This window comes from uncultured Psychrosphaera sp., assembly GCF_947500655.1.
GTDB lineage: Bacteria > Pseudomonadota > Gammaproteobacteria > Enterobacterales > Alteromonadaceae > Psychrosphaera.
On the sequence record NZ_CANMSK010000006.1, the window covers coordinates 151,183 to 167,982 of the forward strand.

Sequence of the window (16,800 nt, forward strand, 5' to 3'; positions counted from 1 at the left end):
TTAGTCAAGTATTCAAATCCAGTAAAATGCCCAACAACAGCAATTACATCTGCGTATTAACGTAAATCATAACGCAAATAATATAACCTTCTATAACGAGGTATCTTTATTCCTCTAACTCTGGCCAGTCAAATTTTTGCGTGAACGACTTATATGGCTGCCAGTTATTTTTTGGTTGGATGACTTTAACCGCTAATTGCTCAGCTATCATTCCAGGCTCTAGTTCAAACTCGGCTTCAAAATATTGGAAAAAGTGAAAACTAAATGTCAGGTTCTTTTTCGACATTTTCGCCAACTTGGCTAAGTCTAACGTACGCTTTTCATCATTTTGGCTAACAACTAAATTAAGGCGAATATTTCCTCTAGCGTAACGTTTCGCTGAATTAGTTTGAACCAATGCAAACCTAAATACATAACGGTTAGCAATATTAGTCGCTTCAACATTAAATTGTTCAACTGAAATACCATCGGCCACTAATTCCGGCGCTAATACTTTTTGGTAAAAGTTAAGCTCACGTCTAAGGGCAAATGACTCTTCACGAATATCCAATAATTCTTCCTGAATTTGTTCGTTGGCTCTTTGCTCAACTTCAAGCTCAACCGTTAGGTAGTTTATTTGCCTTATTTTTTCATCCAATTCGCTGTATAAATTTTCTAAACGAAAGTCTTGGTCTTTTATTTTATTCTCTTGCCAAATATCACTTTGACCACCTAAGGAAAATCCAAGGTAACCAACCAACAAAGTAATAATTAAAAAAGCCAACATAAACTTGAATCGGCCTAGCTTGTATTTCAGGCCATTAAAGCTCCACCAAGGAGTCATAGATTTTCCTATCGAAAAGATTGTAAATTACCTAATATCAATTGTTATTGAGTTTAGATAATTTTAATTACACTTACTGACTTTATGGTACACTTTTGTCCTATTGATTGACCACTACTTATATCGGAATTTTAATGCTCTCTGCTGGCCTTTATGCATTAAGGAAACGACTGGCTGTTCCCTACACTAGCTTGCAACTTAGCCTTTTAGGGCTAATTGGTGGAATTATTGCAGCGTGTTTAATTGTATTATTCCGTTTATCAATAGAATTTATTCAATTATCTTTTACTCCTAACGGTATTTTTGGCGACATCTCACCGTACATTATCCCTTCACTTCCTATATTAGCCGCAGTTTTAATTGTTATTATTGCAGACTTAACTGGATTTAAAAATTACCGACTAGGTATTCCTTTTGTATTACACCGAATTAAAGCGCATTACGGCAATATGCCATTTGGTAATGCTATTAATCAATTTTTTGGTGGCATCTTAGCCTTAGCTAGTGGCTTTTCTGTCGGACGTGAAGGACCTTCTGTTCATATTGGTGCTTCTGGTTCTAGCTGGTTAGGTAATTGGCTACGTTTGCCATACAATGCAGTAAGAACATTAACCGCATGCGGTATCGCCGCTGGTATTTCAGCGTCGTTTAATACCCCACTGGCTGCCGTCATTTTTGTAATGGAAGTAGTGCTCAGAGAATACAAAATCCATATTTTTATTCCAGTAATGTTGGCCTCTTCAGCAGGTTCCATTATTACGCAGGCTGTATTTGGTCAACAATCTGAATTTGCATATTTAAGCGTATTTAACTTACCAGTAAATCATTACCCTTACTTAATATTACTCGGCATCACCTTAGGTGCGTCAGCTTACGTATTTAATACTAATTTAATGCGTATGATGCGTACATTCCGCCATGTATCTATTTTCCCTCGTCTATTATTTGCAGGTGTAATCACCGCATTATTTGGTTTCTTTGTACCAGAAGCATTAGGTGACGGAACCAGCGCAATAAACGAAGCTATGCTCTCGCCTACCAATATTCAGCTTATTATTATTTTATTATTCTCCAAGCTTATCTTAACTTGGGTAGCACTAGGTTTAGGTATTCCTGGCGGTATTATTGGTCCAGTATTTGGTCTTGGAGTATTAGTGGGCTTAAGTGTCGCGAATGTGATTATGCTGTTTGATCCGAACATTCAGTTTGTTAGTACGTTTGGAGTCTTAGGGATGGCTGGACTAATGGCGTCTTGTTTACATGCACCATTAGCTGCACTTGTCGCTGTTATGGAACTAACTCGCTCTGCTGATGCGGTAACGCCAGCCATCATAGTTATTGCTACGTCTTACATTACCAGTGCTCAAGTATTAAAAAACCGCTCTATTTTTTTACAACAACTTGAGTATCAAAAACTCTCATTTCAAACCCCACCTGTTATTGATGTACTGTCAAAAACCGGTGTGTTAGCAGAAATAAAAACCAACATTAGCCTTATAGAATACCGAAGCGAACAAGACGTTCGCTTCCATTTAAAACAAGCCAAAGATGATGAAATTGTTGTGGTATCCATCAAACACGGTTTAGGTACAGATTATTCTTTAGCGGAAACCGAACCAACCATTACCGGTGATGCGAGTAAAATCAAATACACCCCACTGCAAACACTTGATACACGTACCACCATGGCTCATGTATACGAAGTGCTAGAAGATCAACGAGACGGCGCAGCATTAATCATGTCTACCGACGGTGATAAAGTCATGGGCATCGTTTTATGGGAACAATTACATACAATTTTAATGAAGAGGTACGCATTAGCATAATGACTATTTTATGGTTAAAAGCATTTCATATATTTTTCATGGTGGCCTGGTTTGCGGGTATTTTTTATCTACCAAGGTTATTTGTTTATCACTCAGAAAATAACAGTGCGACTAACGCTAACATGCATACGTCAGACACTTTAAAAGTAATGGAAAGACGGTTGTTATTTTTTGTTACTCCTTTTGCCATTTTTACCTTAATTTTTGGCACTTTGCTGATCAGCCAATATGGCGCAGCTTGGTTTAAACAGGCTCATTGGTTACACGCCAAATTACTACTGGTTACCATCTTGTATTGTTATCACGGTTACTGCTTTAAACTATTAAGTGACTTTAAACACAACCGCAATACAAAGAGCAGTAAGTTCTACCGAATTTTTAATGAAGTACCAGTACTAATACTGCTAGCCATTATTTTACTGGCGGTTTTAAAACCAGCCTTTTAGCTGGAAATTACTTAACTATTAAGTCGTGAATTTACCTTCGGTAACACGCTTAATACTTTTTAGGTAATTACACCAACGGGTACAATCTTAGCTTTGGTCTTTAAGGCTACTCAGCTATAATCGCACCCAAATTTTTCAGCCCTTTTAGCGTGGATCTTTGTATGAATTTTTCTGGTCAACATGTACTTTCAGTTAATCAATTTGAGCGTGACAATTTAGAATACATTTTCAGTATTGCTGAAAAAATGGAGCCCTACGCTAAACGAAAAGTTCGTACTAATGTGTTGGACGGCGCTATTTTAGGCAACCTATTTTTTGAACCATCAACGCGTACCCGTGTTAGCTTTGGCTGTGCCTTTAACTTGTTAGGTGGTGAAGTTAGAGAAACCACAGGCATGGAAACCTCAGCGTTAGCCAAAGGCGAGTCGTTATACGACACCGCACGCGTAATAAGCAGCTACAGTGACGTTATCGCTATGCGTCACCCGCAAGCAGGTTCTGTTGCTGAATTTGCAGAAGGTAGCCGAGTTCCCGTTATTAACGGTGGCGACGGTGCCAACGAGCATCCAACTCAAGCCTTGTTAGACCTTTATACTATCCAGTCTGAATTACGTGCCTTTGACCAAAAAGTAGATGGCATGCATATCGCTATGGTAGGCGATTTAAAAAATGGCCGTACGGTGCATTCTTTATCTAAATTATTATCTATGTATAAAAATGTGCATTTAAGCTTAATTTCACCAACTGAATTAGCTATGCCAGATTACGTGATAGACACCCTTGAAAACGCCGGACACAAAGTGACTATTTCAGACAATATGGAACAAAACTTAAATGCGGATATTGTTTACCAAACTCGCATTCAAGAAGAACGTTTTGAAAGCCAATTAGAAGCCAACAAATACCGTGGCCAGTTCCGTTTAAACAGCGACATCTACACACGTTTTTGTAAATCTAATACCGTGATCATGCATCCATTACCGCGTGACTCACGCGCCGACGCGAATGAGCTAGACAACGACTTGAATCAAAATCCAAATCTGGCTATTTTCCGCCAAGCAGATAATGGCGTATTAATTCGCATGGCGCTGTTTGCTATGACATTGGGCGTGGCTGACAAAGTCGACAAATACCAATGTGAAGTGCCTTTTTACAGCGCAAAATAAGCAGATAGAAAATACGCCAGTAAAAAATAAATAGATAAGACAGCAAAAACAAATTCGTCTAAACCTCAGTCATCGGCTGAGGTATTTATAACAAACAAATATATTAAGAATCCTTATGAACAAATCTTCAGAGTTATTTGAACAAGCAAAAAAACATATCCCAGGTGGCGTTAACTCACCAGTTCGTGCATTTAATGGTGTAGGCGGCACGCCTGTGTTTTTCGCTAAAGCAGACGGCGCATGTGTTTACGACGTAGACGGTAAAGAATATATAGATTATGTAGGTTCTTGGGGACCAATGATCTTAGGTCATAATCACCCAGCAATTAAAAAGGCCGTACTAGAAGCAGTAGAAAACGGCTTGAGCTTTGGCGCACCAACAGAAGTTGAAGTGACAATGGCTGACAAGGTATGTGAATTTTTACCGTCAGTTGAAAAAGTACGTATGGTTAACTCAGGCACTGAAGCCACAATGACGGCAATTCGCCTAGCACGTGGTTTTACCGGTCGTGACAAATTACTTAAATTTGAAGGTTGTTACCACGGTCATGCAGACTCTTTATTAGTTAAAGCGGGTTCTGGTTTATTGACCATGGGCGTTCCTAGTTCTCCAGGTATTCCTGCCGATGTTGCAGCGCATACCTTAACGGCAGAATTTAATAATTTAGACTCAGTACGTGCGCTATTTGAAGCGCAACCTGATGATATCGCTTGTATTATTGTTGAGCCAGTTGCGGGCAACATGAACTGCATTCCACCAAACGACGGTTTTTTACAAGGTCTTAGAGACTTATGTGATGAATTCAAAGCGGTATTAATTTTTGATGAAGTGATGACAGGTTTCCGTGTTGCTAAAGGCAGCTGTCAGACTCTGTATAACGTTAAACCAGATTTAACTACACTAGGTAAGATCATTGGCGGCGGCATGCCTGTAGGCGCATTTGGTGGCCGAGCTGACATCATGGGGCATTTAGCACCAGACGGCCCTGTGTATCAAGCTGGTACATTATCAGGTAACCCAGTTGCGATGGCAGCAGGTTTAGCGGCATTAGAGCAGTTAGAAGCAGACGGTTTCTACCAAGAGCTAACAGACAAAACCACTTATTTGTTAAATGGCATAAAAGCACAAGCCGCTAAATACAAATTAGCCATGACCACCTCACAAGTTGGTGGCATGTTTGGCTTATTCTTTACTGACAAAGAAAAAGTCCAAAGCTTTGCAGAAGTAATGACCTGTGATGCAGACAAGTTTAAACGCTTCTTCCACCTATGTTTAGAACAAGGTATTTACTTAGCACCATCAGCATTTGAAGCAGGCTTTGTATCAGCCGCCCACAGCTATGAGCAGTTGGATAAAACGATTGCAGGGATTGGTAAGGCGTTAGAGCAGCTGTAGACAAAAAGCAGTTTCGAGCTACGAGTGGCGAGAGGCGAGAGGCGAGGAAAATACAGACCAGTTTCGAGTACAAAACCAGTTTGAGCTTTTGCTTTTACTCGTACCTCGTACCTCGAGACTCGATTCTCGTTGCTGAAGGAAGTTTCGAGCTGCGAGTGGCGAGTTTCGAGATAAAAGTAGTGGCGAGATTCGAGAAAAAGCTCGTGGCTCGTGCAAAAGCTTGAATTGGGTTGATACTCTTTTCAAGCTTTTTTGTTAATTATTATTCTGGGGATTCATATTTGAAAACTACATGTTTTACAAACATTGGAATCCCAAGATATTAATAATCTACTGCAGTTTTCTTTATAAACCTTCCATCATTCTCTAACCCTCCCATAAAATCAGAAGGTAAAAACCAAAGAGTAAGTATTAATATAAAGAACGTTATCCAAAGGTATTTTTGGGGTAATGGCTTTCTTGTTGGTACCACAACAGTGAACAATGGTTGTAGGAAAAAGCAACGATTATCAAGGATGGTTAATACTGCAACAGATAGTAATCATTAATGTCAGCTATTGACTAAGGCTGTTAACAAACAGGATTTCACTTTACTATCATTCATAAAAAATGCCGCTAAAAAGCGGCATTTTAAATGATGTATATTTACTCTGTCATCTCATACCACCGCACAAGATGACAATCACGCAGTGATTTAAGGTTCTAAACCATCATCAGTAATATTCCAACCAAAAGTACTCTCTAGCAGGTCACGTGCTGCACTAGCACTATCACTATAATAACTATCAACCCCTAAAGTCACGTTTTCCTGTACGGTTTGAGCACTCCATCCAATAAGTAGTGCATCGTAATTAGCCACCGATAAATTAGCGTTAGAAAACATACTACTCATTCTAGTAACAGATTCAATGTTCCAGTTACTAATATCTTGGTCGAAAGCGACTGCACCTTGGAACATGTATTGCATTTCCGTCACATTAGATGTATCCCAACGACTAATATCTTGATTGAAAACGCCTGCATATCGGAACATGTATTGCATTTCCGTCACATTAGATGTCTCCCACTCACTAATATCTTGATTGAAAGCGACTGCACTGTCGAACATGTATCCCATATTCTCCACATTAAATGTATCCCAACCGCTAATATCTTGGTTGAAAGCGGCTGCATCTGCGAACATGTTATCCATTCTCGTCACATTAGATGTATCCCAACCGCTAATATCTTGGTTGAACAAGGCTGCGCCCTCAAACATATTAGCCATATTGGTGACATTAGAAGTAATCCATTCGCTAATGTCTTGATTAAATTTACTTGCGCCCGAGAACATGCTGTACATATTCTGCACATTAAACAGGTTATACTTCCAATTATCTAATGGCTGATTAAAAGCAGTGGCACCATTAAATATATAATTCATGGTTGTTACACTAGAAACATCCCACGCATTAATATCCTGATTAAAAGCACTAGCCCCACTAAACATAGCAGACATGTTTGTGACATTTGACACATCCCACTGACCAATATCTTGATTGAAAGCCCTTGCGTTGTAAAACATTTGAGTCATAACAGTGACATGAGGAGTAATCCATTCGCTAATATCTTGATTAAATTTACTTGCGTTCACGAACATGCTGTTCATAGTTGTCACATTATACAGTTTATCTTGCCAACCATCTAATGGTTGATTAAAAGTAAAGGCTCCAAAAAACATGCTAGTCATGTCGGTCACACTAGAAACGTCCCACGCGTTAATATCCTGATTAAAGATTGCAGCATTATAAAATATTGAATTCATACTGGTTACACTAGAAACATCCCAAGCACTAAGGTCCTGGTCGAACGCTTTAGCATTTTTGAACATGTTGCGCATATTTGTGACGCTCGAGGTGTTATCACTCCAATCTCCAATAGGTTGATTGAAATATTCAGCGCCTTCCAACATACTTTGCATTGTAGTAATAGTCGATACATCCCAACTACTAATATCGCTATTAAAGTTGGTAGCATCCTTAAACATTTCGTTCATGCTGGTCACTTGATGTAGTACTGGTGAATCTGTCGCTGTAATTTCTAGGTTCTCAGCCCCTTCAAACGCACTGTCCATACTTGACCAAATGTTATTCCCCCAAGCTGTAACCTCAGTAAGCTTAGAAGCAATTGATGAAGTACCGTTTATGTACAACCTTGGGAATGGACCTGTTATTTGTACTGTGTATGTACCTGCCACAGCATAAGTATGCGTTGTGCTACCGGTTTGATTCTCTTCAACAGCACTACTGTCCCCCCAATCAATCGAATAATCATAACCTGAACTAGAAGTCGGTATCGTTAAATCAAGATCATCAGCCGGAATTTCCCAAGTCGTAATAAATGGCGTTGCTGCAACGACATTAACAATACGAGTTACTACCGTTTCATTGCCTGCAGCATCAGTGGCGGTATATGTTAATTCATTCTCGCCTGTTGTCGTCGTATCAACGCTACCAGTTACTACAACAGTAAGTTCGCCATCACGTTCATCATAAGCAGAAAAACCTAATTCGTTAAAGCTAAAGTCTTGAGTCCAGTCGATGGTATTGCCGCCTGTTAAGGTGATAACTGGCTCAGTACCATCAGTATCTAACACTTGAACAGTACGCGTAACACTTCCGACATTACCGGCAGCATCGGTTGCTGTGTACGTTATCTCATAATCGTCTTCTACGGCAGTATTTACAGTGCCAGAAATAACAACGTTAACAATACCATCTCGCCAATCTTCTGCTCTAGCGTCTAACTCGGTATAAGGCGTATTTATAGTAAGCTTGATGACAGCGTCACCATTTAAAGTAACAACCGGAGGAGTGGTATCAACAGGGACGATAACTGTACGCGATGTTGTCACCGTATTCCCTGCTGCATCTGCTGCCGTGTAAGTAATGGTGTAGGTGCCAGTTACTCTATAATCCACTATTCCAGAGATGACTGGAGTTAATATACCGTCTCTTTCATCAAGTGCTGTTACGCCCAGATCAATATACGCTTCATCTTGACCTAACGTAATGGTAGGTGCGCCGTTTAAAGTTAAAACAGGATCAATAGTGTCAGCCTCAATCACATTCACAGTACGCGTTATAACGTCTTCATTACCCGCTGCATCTCTTGCGGTATAAGTGACGGTGTATTCACCTAGTGTTGTGGTGTCAACTGTTCCGCTGATTATAGTGACTGGCATAGCACCGTCGCGATCATCAATAAACAGAGCGCCAAGCTCAACATAATCAGTGCCTACTGAAATAGTCACATTAGACTCACCAATTAAAGCCACTTCTGGGCTAACGCTATCAGCTTCTGTTGGTAGCAATCCCTTATCAGAAATAGTCCAATTGAAGTCGTTTACTAGTTTATCTCTAGCGTCGCTAGATGCTGCGCTGTAGTATGAATTAACGTTTAAATTTACAGATGTCTTTAGTTTTTGCTGGCTCCACGCGATCAATAACGCATCATAATTAGCCACTGACAAATGAGCATCAGTAAACATGTTATCCATGAGCCTCACGTTTTTCACTTGCCAGCTACTTATATCCTGATTAAAGTATTTAGCGTTTTCAAACATACTTACCATGCTATCGACGTTAGATACATCCCATTGGCTTAAATCTTGGTTAAAGTCTGTTGCACCTTCAAACATCGATTCCATGTCGGTAACGCTTGTAACTACCCAGCCACCAATATCTTGATTAAAGGCTTCAGCATCACGAAACATATAATCCATTGCTGTAACATTGCTAACATCCCACCCACTAATATCTTGATTAAAAGACTCAGTATCATAGAACATACTTTGCATTTCAGTGACATTGGAAACATCCCACTGGCTAATATCACTATTAAATGAATAGGCTCGGTAAAACATATCCGACATATCCGTTACGTGACTCAAATCAGGTACATCAGTTGCGTTAACAACCATATTATTTGCCGAATGGAACGCTTGAGACATACTCGACCATTGATTATTACCCCACTGTTCAACCGATAATAATTTATCATTATCATAACCACTGCTGTCAAAATCAGAATACAAACGAGGGAATCTGCCGGTAATTTTTATTGTATAAATGCCAGGAACTTCATAAGTATGAGTTTTACCTTCAGTTTGATTATACTCAATAGTGCCATCCCCCCAATCAATGGTAAAATCGTAACCAGTGCCTTGTGTGCCAATTTTTATTTGATTGTCATCTGACGCATCACTGCCAGCACTTGGGTGGTCAGTTTGCCATGTTGTAATAAATGGTGTTGGGGCGGCCACCGTAATAGTACGAGTTACAACAGCTTTATTACCACTAGCGTCGGTTGCTGTGTAGGTCACGACATAAATGCCGACCGCATCAAGGTTTATATTTTCTTCGCCTGTAATAACAACATCAACTTCACCATCTATAAGGTCAACTGCCGTTGCACTACTTGATTCATAAACATTGTAAGGACTGCCAAAAACAAAACTTACATCTGAAGGATCTTCCAACGTAATAACAGGTGCTGTTATATCAGCAACCGTTATTGTACGCGTTGCACTAGCTGTATTACCCGCAGCATCAGTCGCTGTGTAAGTGATAGTGTAAGTTGCAAATACGGATGTATCTATCTCATCCAAACCAGTTGTGATTACATCAACATTACCATCTGTTTCATCATTAGCTGTAGCGCCCAAATCAGAATATGTACTGCCAAGTCCAATCGTTACTTGAGCATCGCCATTTAAGGTTATAACAGGAGCTGTTGTATCTACAATCTGTTCACTGTCAGAATCATCAACAGGTACTTCTATTACCGTATCATCGTCAGGTGTAGACGAACCACTACCCCCACCACAAGCGGTTAATACGCTTGAAAAAGCAATAACAGCAAGTATACGTATGCTTTTCTGCGTTATATTAGACATGTTTATTTTAATAAACCGATTGCCAAAAAGACCGAAAGTTGTGAGTGTGGATAAAAACATTAAATTTTCCTTTAATTAGCATTAAGCTAATACAGCAATAAAGTAGTTGTAAATTAGTCCATGATAGGTAAAGTCATCTTCTTTACCGGGTAGTATGGAAAGTCGCGCATAATACTGTACCAGTTAGTAATGGTCAACATTCATTGCACAATTTACATACTACTTTTGATGTTTAAACAAACTAACATTAAGTAAGATTTTGATATAGCAGGCTTTAAAGTATAAATTCGGTATATCAGCTGTAAGCAAACTTCGAGATAGAAGTAGTTGCGAGATAAAAGCAGTTTCGAGCTACGAGAGGCGAGAGGCGAGAGGCGAGAGGCGAGGAAAAGATAGAGCTGTTTCGAGTACAAAACCAGTTTGAGCTTTTGCTTTTACTCGTACCTCGAGACTCGTTTCTCGTTGCTGAAGGAAGTTTCGAGTGGCGAGTGGCGAGTGGCGAGTGGCGAGAAAAAGATAAAGCTGTTTCGAGTACAAAACCAGTTTAAGCTTTTACTTTTGCTTTTACTCGAAACTCGATTCTCGTTGCTGAAGGAAGTTTCGAGTGGCGAGGAAAAGATGGAGCAACTTCGAGACTCGAATCTCGTCACTCTTAGCTCGCAGCTGCTCTTCTGTCATTTCAAAAAATCAAAAAACGAGGGACATTCTTTAATTTGATCTGATTTTGAGGCCACTTCGGCTTTTCTAATTGGCAGTAAAATATAGTCACCACATTCACCGGAAAGGATCTCACCTGTATTTAAATCTACTGGGTAAACATCAATATCATTTGGTTTTGGCGTGACAATAGACTCCGCCTTTCTGGCGGCTTGTAAGTCTAAGAATATAGTTACCGCCCCTTGGCTACCCGTAAGTTTAACCGGTGAGTTATCGTCTTTGCCTATCCAAATAGTGGTTAGCTTATTTTGGTCAAACCCCATAAACCAACTATCTCTTGAGTCGTCGGTGGTGCCGGTTTTACCTGCATATTGCACATGTGGGTAATACATACCTAAACGTTTTCCGGTGCCCACTTCGGTTACTTGTTTTAGTCCTTCATTAAGTAGGTAACTGGTGGAGTAGTCGGCCACCTCCGTAACGTCTTTAGATTTACTCCAAATAGAAAATCCATTAACGTCGGTAACATCAAGTATTGCAGAGCTTGTTAACTTTTGACCGTAACTTGCAATAGGTTGCAACATTTTAGCAACATTAAGCGGCGACATAGGCACAGCGCCCAACAAGATAGATGGGTATTTAGGTATATTTTGCTCTACACCTAGCGAGTTTAATGTTGATATCACCTTATCTAAGCCTAATTCCAAGCCCAAATGCACGGTTGGTAAGTTGATAGAATTAACTAAACCTTGCTGTAATAGCACGGACTCAGAGGTGGTTTTATCGTAATTTTGCGGTTGCCACTGATCTCCCTGATTGTTTTTCATGGCAAGGGCTTTATTAGATAACACGCTGGCAAAGTTATATTTTTTTGATTGCAGTGCAGTTAAGTAAATAACGGGTTTGACTAAAGAACCAATATTACGGTTGGCATCTAGCGCTCGGTTAAAGCCAAACGAGTTTGGATTTTTATCACCCACTAACGCCATAATACTCGCGTTGGAATTATCGATAGAAACAACGGCACCGTTGATATCTTTTAAGCTGTATTTGTTTTCTAATTTTCTAACACTACGGCCAAATAACTTCTGGTAGTTTTTCTGTAACACAGGATCAAGGCCTGTGAATACTAACAAGCCGTTGGCACTGTATTCATCAACTTCAAGCTCTTTTAACTCACGTTCTACTAGCTGCATATAGGCCGGGTATAACTCTCTACCTTTGGTTTTTTGCTGTCTTATCACCATAGGTTTAACGATATATTTCTCATATTCCGCACTGTCTATTACGTTTTCAGACACCATTAACTGCAGCACTAAATCTCTGCGTTTTTTGGCACGTTCTACATGCCTAGTTGGATTGTAATATGACGGGCCTTTGACAATAGCAATCAATAAGGCGAATTCGTGCTGCTGTAATTCCACCAGCGGCTTACTAAAATAGAACTTACTGGCTAAGGCAAAACCATGTACTGCACGACTGCCATTTTGGCCTAAATAAATTTCATTAAAATAGGCTTCCAAAATGTCATCTTTACTAAATCGGTAATCTAGAATTAATGCGGTTATGGCTTCTTTGAATTTTCTAAGGTAAGTTTTTCTATTGTCATTTAACAATAGGTTTTTAGCTAACTGTTGCGTAAGTGTACTGCCGCCTTGCACTTTTCGACCAGCAACTAAATTGGCCCACAATGCTCGTAAAATAGCAAAAGGCGATACACCATGATGATGATAAAAGTTTTTATCTTCCACCACCAATAACGTATCTATCATCCATTCTGGCACTGTGGCTAAATTGATAATGTCGCGGTCTTCATTTTTAGAGTTGGTTTTACGGGAAATTAATAAAGGGTCTAAGCTTTCAATACTAGACAATAACCACTGACCGTCTTGCTCGCGTTGTGCCGAGACAATACGGTCGTCACTAAATTCTACTTTTAATTTTTTAGGTTCAAGCTGGTCGTCAACGTAAATAAATCCACGGCGGTAAACTTCTACCGTTTGGCCTGACACGCTGTACTGACCTGGCTCTACAGCGTTATCGACTTGCCTATAACTCAGAATCTTAAGCTCAGCGACTAATTCATTTTTAGGTAAAAACTTGTGTTGATACAAGGTCAAAGGACGAGCAAATACCTTAACGGGCGTTTCCCATTTTTGTCCTGTCATACGGGTTTGTACCCAAGCATCCATGTAAATAACATAAAATGCTAAAACAATAGATACCAAAACAATGACTTTTAAAAAACGGACACTCCATTTTTTTAGGAACTGATTAGGGTCAACCGACTCTGTCATACTTTATTATTCTCATGGTTTACAATTAAAAATCGCGAAAAGTGATACTGTCATTTATTGTGACAAATTCATATATTTAAAGGCGATTATAAGCTGTTTATCTTTTTATATCAGCCTAGCCAAGCGTTTTCTTAAAACGCATAGATGCGACCGCTAAACCAATAATGGTAAACAGGCCTAACCAATATATATCAAACGTAAGATCGGTAAACTCCAGGTCTTTTAGTACCACCCCACGAATTAACCGCATAAAATGCGTGGCAGGAAAGGCTTCTGCAATATATTGAGCCGCCAACGGCATGCCTTCATAAGGAAACATAAAACCCGACAAGAGTATCGATGGCAACAAAACAAAGATTGTCATTTGAGTAGACTGCAGTTGGTTTTTTGCGATAGTTGAAATCACCAAACCTAAAGTGAGACTGGCGGCTATAAATAACAAAGTAATCGCTAACAGAGACAGCAAGCTACCATTTACCGGCACATCAAATAGCAGATAACCTAAGCCTAAAATAATCACCACTTGTACTACGCCAATAAAAATATACGGAATGATCTTACCTAACATAATTTCTATCGAACGAATTGGCGTGGTGATCAGCATTTCCATATTGCCTTGCTCACGTTCGCGCACAATAGCTGCCGAAGTAAACATGATCATTGTCATGGTTAATATAATACCGATTAAGCCCGGTACTATATTTACCGCCGTTCGTTGTTCTGGATTGTAATACAAGGTGACTTCAAACGTTGGCGTACTTCTATTTGCAGGCTTTACCGACACTAATTCAGACAAGGGCATATTGCGTAAACTTTTAATGGTTGCAGCAATTGCAGTATCGGCGCCATCTACCAGCCACTGTGCAATTGGCCTACTGGTTTCTTCATCACTAGATGCAGGCAAGCCAAAACCAGAGCTAGGATGACGGGCAACACGTTTAGTGACATCTGGCGGGATAATTAATATTGCGCGGATTTCAGAGCGCTTAAGTGCGTCTTCTGCCGTTTTTATATCTTGGAATTGCTGCTCAAATTTAACCACTTGAGTGGCGGAGATAGTTTGTACTAACACTCGGCTTAACGCACTTTGGCTTTGATCAACCACGCCAACTGGAATATGTCTAATATTGGTATTAATCGCATAACCAAACAACATCAGCTGAACAAGTGGGATCATTATCACCATGCCAAAGGTCATTCTGTCACGTTTAAGTTGGGTTAATTCTTTGAAGAATATCGCCTGAATACGAAGTAAACTTAACATCATTGTCGGCTATTCCCAGTGCAAGTAACAAAAACATCTTCCAAACTTGGTCTAACCAAGTCCACAAAATCTGCAGTTAAATTACTGTGCTGCATAATAAAACCAATTGGGTCTGTTACCGTATTATGAATTAATACTCTAAGGCGAGCTCCCAACTGAGAGCCAGTGATCACTTCTGGCAACGACATTAAATGCTGTTTTAATTGGCGTAATTCAGGCGCTGAAATTTCAATAACATGGGCTGCCATATTATTCATTAACTCTTCTGGCGTACCGTCGGCACGTTTAACACCGTCTTCTAGTATCGCCAGCTTATGACAGCGCTCTGCTTCATCCATGTAATGGGTAGACACCAAAACACTGGTACCTTGATCACATAAATCAAATAACTGCTCCCAAAATTCACGGCGGTTTTCTGGGTCGACAGCTGACGTCGGCTCATCTAAAAATAACAATTCTGGTTTATGCAAAGTTGCGGCGGCCAATGCTAAACGCTGACGCTGTCCACCACTCATGCTACCAGCAAATTGGGTTTGCTTATGGTTTAAACCGTAAATAGACAGTAATTCGTCAATTCGTTTTTTTTGTTGAGTGCCAGTAATGCCGTATATTTTGCTAATAAACTGTAGGTTTTCTTTTACCGTTAAGTCGTTATACAAAGAAAATCGTTGCGTCATATAACCAATTTTAAGTCTGAGTTTTTCAGCCTCTTGCGGCAAACGTAAACCTAACACTTCAATCTCGCCAGAGGTTGGCGTTAACAAGCCTGTTAACATACGAATAGCCGTAGTTTTTCCGCAGCCATTTGGCCCCAAAAAACCATAAATACGTGATTTCTCAACGCTAATATCAAGGTTATCTATCGCTTTAAGATCGCCAAAATGTTTACTTAATCCTTTGGCTTGAATCGCGTATTCAGACTCGGATGAATTATTCATGGCAACTCTACTTGTGCACCAACACCGTTAGGTAAAGTGGCGTAGCTATCCGGTAATTGGACTTCTGCCAAATACATCAAACGAGAACGTTCGCCCTGGTTCAACGCATAATAAGGAGTAAATGCAGGCTCTGATGAAATCCAGCGCACTTTGCCCGGCATTGACTGTTTTAAACCATCTACTCTTACGGTTAACGTATCCCCTGCCGATATTTTTATTCTGTAAGGTTCTGGGATATACACACGAGCATAAGGCGCAACGCCGGCTAATACCACAGCCACAGGACTACCTAGAGTGACACGTTCGCCAAGGTTCCAAGGTAGGTTATCTAAAATTCCGTCACGGGTTGCCACTACCGTTAAATCTAGTAGCTTTTTAGACTCGCTGGCGGCTATCGCTTCCATTGCCGCTAAATGCGCTTTAGCAATGGCTAAATCTTCTGGACGTGTACCATTGGTTAGTTTTAATAATTCTTCTTTTGCCGACTGCACCGCTGCAACATTGGCATCTCTGGACGCTAACGCTTGATCTAACGAGGCCTTACTAACAAGCTCTTGCTCAACTAAGTTTTTTGCTCGGTTGTAACCAATTTCACTTTCCAGCAGAGACGCTTTAGCACCATCTAACTTTGCGGTGGCAGATGCGACATCTTCTGATCGAGCACCGTTTCGTAGTTTTTCTAAGTTGGCTACCGCTTCTTTTACGTTAGCTCTGGCTTTTGCTGTCATGGCCAATTGCAAACGTGTATCTAACTGTACTAATACATTGCCTTTTTTTACTCGCTTACCCTGTGCGATAGGCAAATAAACTACAACTTCATTGGCTGTGGCGGTATGGGAGATTCGGTCACGTTCCAATGTCCCCAAAGCCATACTAGGAGAGTCCAGATCACAAGCGCTTAAGGTTAAAGTTAGCGTTATAACTGCAACTTTAGAAAGTGCTTGTGAAAGACCTTGGCTGAATAGACGAATAAACAAAATACATTCCTATTAAATTGGACGTGCGTGGCGTTAATCTAGCATTTTATATCTAAGCTGAATATTTTTTATGG

Annotated in this window: 10 protein-coding genes; 4 read left to right on the top strand and 6 right to left on the bottom strand. The window is 40.1% G+C overall.

From position 1 onward, the window contains the following. Nucleotides 1-106 precede the first annotated feature (106 nt). The gene (locus Q0940_RS07620) at nucleotides 107-823 is read right to left on the bottom strand and encodes a DUF6776 family protein (protein ID WP_299266500.1); all 717 of its coding nucleotides are present in this window, start codon (nucleotides 821-823) and stop codon (nucleotides 107-109) included. Nucleotides 824-957: 134 nt separating this feature from the next. On the opposite strand from Q0940_RS07620, the gene Q0940_RS07625 reads away from it, so the two are divergent. The 4 genes from Q0940_RS07625 to hemL all read left to right on the top strand — a co-directional run bounded on the left by Q0940_RS07625 (nucleotide 958) and on the right by hemL (nucleotide 5,657). Then, nucleotides 958-2,649, top strand: a complete 1,692-nt coding sequence (locus Q0940_RS07625) for a chloride channel protein (protein ID WP_299266502.1) — start codon at nucleotides 958-960, stop codon at nucleotides 2,647-2,649. Continuing rightward, nucleotides 2,646-3,095 carry a protoporphyrinogen oxidase HemJ gene (gene hemJ, locus Q0940_RS07630; protein WP_105053618.1) on the top strand — a complete coding sequence of 150 codons (450 nt, stop codon included), beginning with the start codon at nucleotides 2,646-2,648 and terminating at the stop codon, nucleotides 3,093-3,095. Before Q0940_RS07625 ends, hemJ begins: the two co-directional genes overlap by 4 nt. Nucleotides 3,096-3,256: 161 nt before the next feature. Then, nucleotides 3,257-4,261, top strand: a complete 1,005-nt coding sequence (locus Q0940_RS07635; protein ID WP_299266505.1) for an aspartate carbamoyltransferase — start codon at nucleotides 3,257-3,259, stop codon at nucleotides 4,259-4,261. A gap of 115 nt (nucleotides 4,262-4,376) precedes the next feature. Continuing rightward, nucleotides 4,377-5,657 carry a glutamate-1-semialdehyde 2,1-aminomutase gene (gene hemL, locus Q0940_RS07640; protein WP_299266507.1) on the top strand — a complete coding sequence of 427 codons (1,281 nt, stop codon included), beginning with the start codon at nucleotides 4,377-4,379 and terminating at the stop codon, nucleotides 5,655-5,657. A 694-nt stretch (nucleotides 5,658-6,351) separates the two neighbouring features. On the opposite strand, the gene Q0940_RS07645 is transcribed toward hemL, so the two are convergent. The 5 genes from Q0940_RS07645 to Q0940_RS07665 all read right to left on the bottom strand — a co-directional run bounded on the left by Q0940_RS07645 (nucleotide 6,352) and on the right by Q0940_RS07665 (nucleotide 16,726). Beyond that, nucleotides 6,352-10,593 (bottom strand): BspA family leucine-rich repeat surface protein, encoded by a 4,242-nt coding sequence (locus tag Q0940_RS07645; protein ID WP_299266510.1) that lies wholly within the window; start codon nucleotides 10,591-10,593, stop codon nucleotides 6,352-6,354. Nucleotides 10,594-11,267: 674 nt separating this feature from the next. After that, nucleotides 11,268-13,547, bottom strand: coding sequence for a penicillin-binding protein 1B (gene mrcB, locus Q0940_RS07650; RefSeq protein ID WP_299266515.1), 2,280 nt, complete (start codon nucleotides 13,545-13,547; stop codon nucleotides 11,268-11,270). Nucleotides 13,548-13,662: 115 nt separating this feature from the next. After that, complete coding sequence (locus Q0940_RS07655; protein WP_299266520.1) at nucleotides 13,663-14,814, bottom strand: ABC transporter permease; 1,152 nt, start codon at nucleotides 14,812-14,814, stop codon at nucleotides 13,663-13,665. Further along, nucleotides 14,811-15,749 (bottom strand): ABC transporter ATP-binding protein, encoded by a 939-nt coding sequence (locus tag Q0940_RS07660; protein WP_299266523.1) that lies wholly within the window; start codon nucleotides 15,747-15,749, stop codon nucleotides 14,811-14,813. Before Q0940_RS07660 ends, Q0940_RS07655 begins: the two co-directional genes overlap by 4 nt. After that, complete coding sequence (locus tag Q0940_RS07665) at nucleotides 15,746-16,726, bottom strand: HlyD family efflux transporter periplasmic adaptor subunit (RefSeq protein WP_299266526.1); 981 nt, start codon at nucleotides 16,724-16,726, stop codon at nucleotides 15,746-15,748. Before Q0940_RS07665 ends, Q0940_RS07660 begins: the two co-directional genes overlap by 4 nt. Nucleotides 16,727-16,800 lie beyond the last annotated feature (74 nt).

Excerpts from the sequence above, each read along its gene's own strand:
- Q0940_RS07620 (WP_299266500.1), bottom strand. The coding sequence starts at position 823 with ATGACTCCTTGGTGGAGCTTTAATGGCCTGAAATACAAGCTAGGCCGA.
- Q0940_RS07625 (WP_299266502.1), top strand. The coding sequence starts at position 958 with ATGCTCTCTGCTGGCCTTTATGCATTAAGGAAACGACTGGCTGTTCCC.
- Q0940_RS07635 (WP_299266505.1), top strand. The coding sequence starts at position 3,257 with ATGAATTTTTCTGGTCAACATGTACTTTCAGTTAATCAATTTGAGCGT.
- hemL (WP_299266507.1), top strand. The coding sequence starts at position 4,377 with ATGAACAAATCTTCAGAGTTATTTGAACAAGCAAAAAAACATATCCCA.
- Q0940_RS07645 (WP_299266510.1), bottom strand. The coding sequence starts at position 10,593 with ATGTCTAATATAACGCAGAAAAGCATACGTATACTTGCTGTTATTGCT.
- mrcB (WP_299266515.1), bottom strand. The coding sequence starts at position 13,547 with ATGACAGAGTCGGTTGACCCTAATCAGTTCCTAAAAAAATGGAGTGTC.
- Q0940_RS07655 (WP_299266520.1), bottom strand. The coding sequence starts at position 14,814 with ATGATGTTAAGTTTACTTCGTATTCAGGCGATATTCTTCAAAGAATTA.
- Q0940_RS07660 (WP_299266523.1), bottom strand. The coding sequence starts at position 15,749 with ATGAATAATTCATCCGAGTCTGAATACGCGATTCAAGCCAAAGGATTA.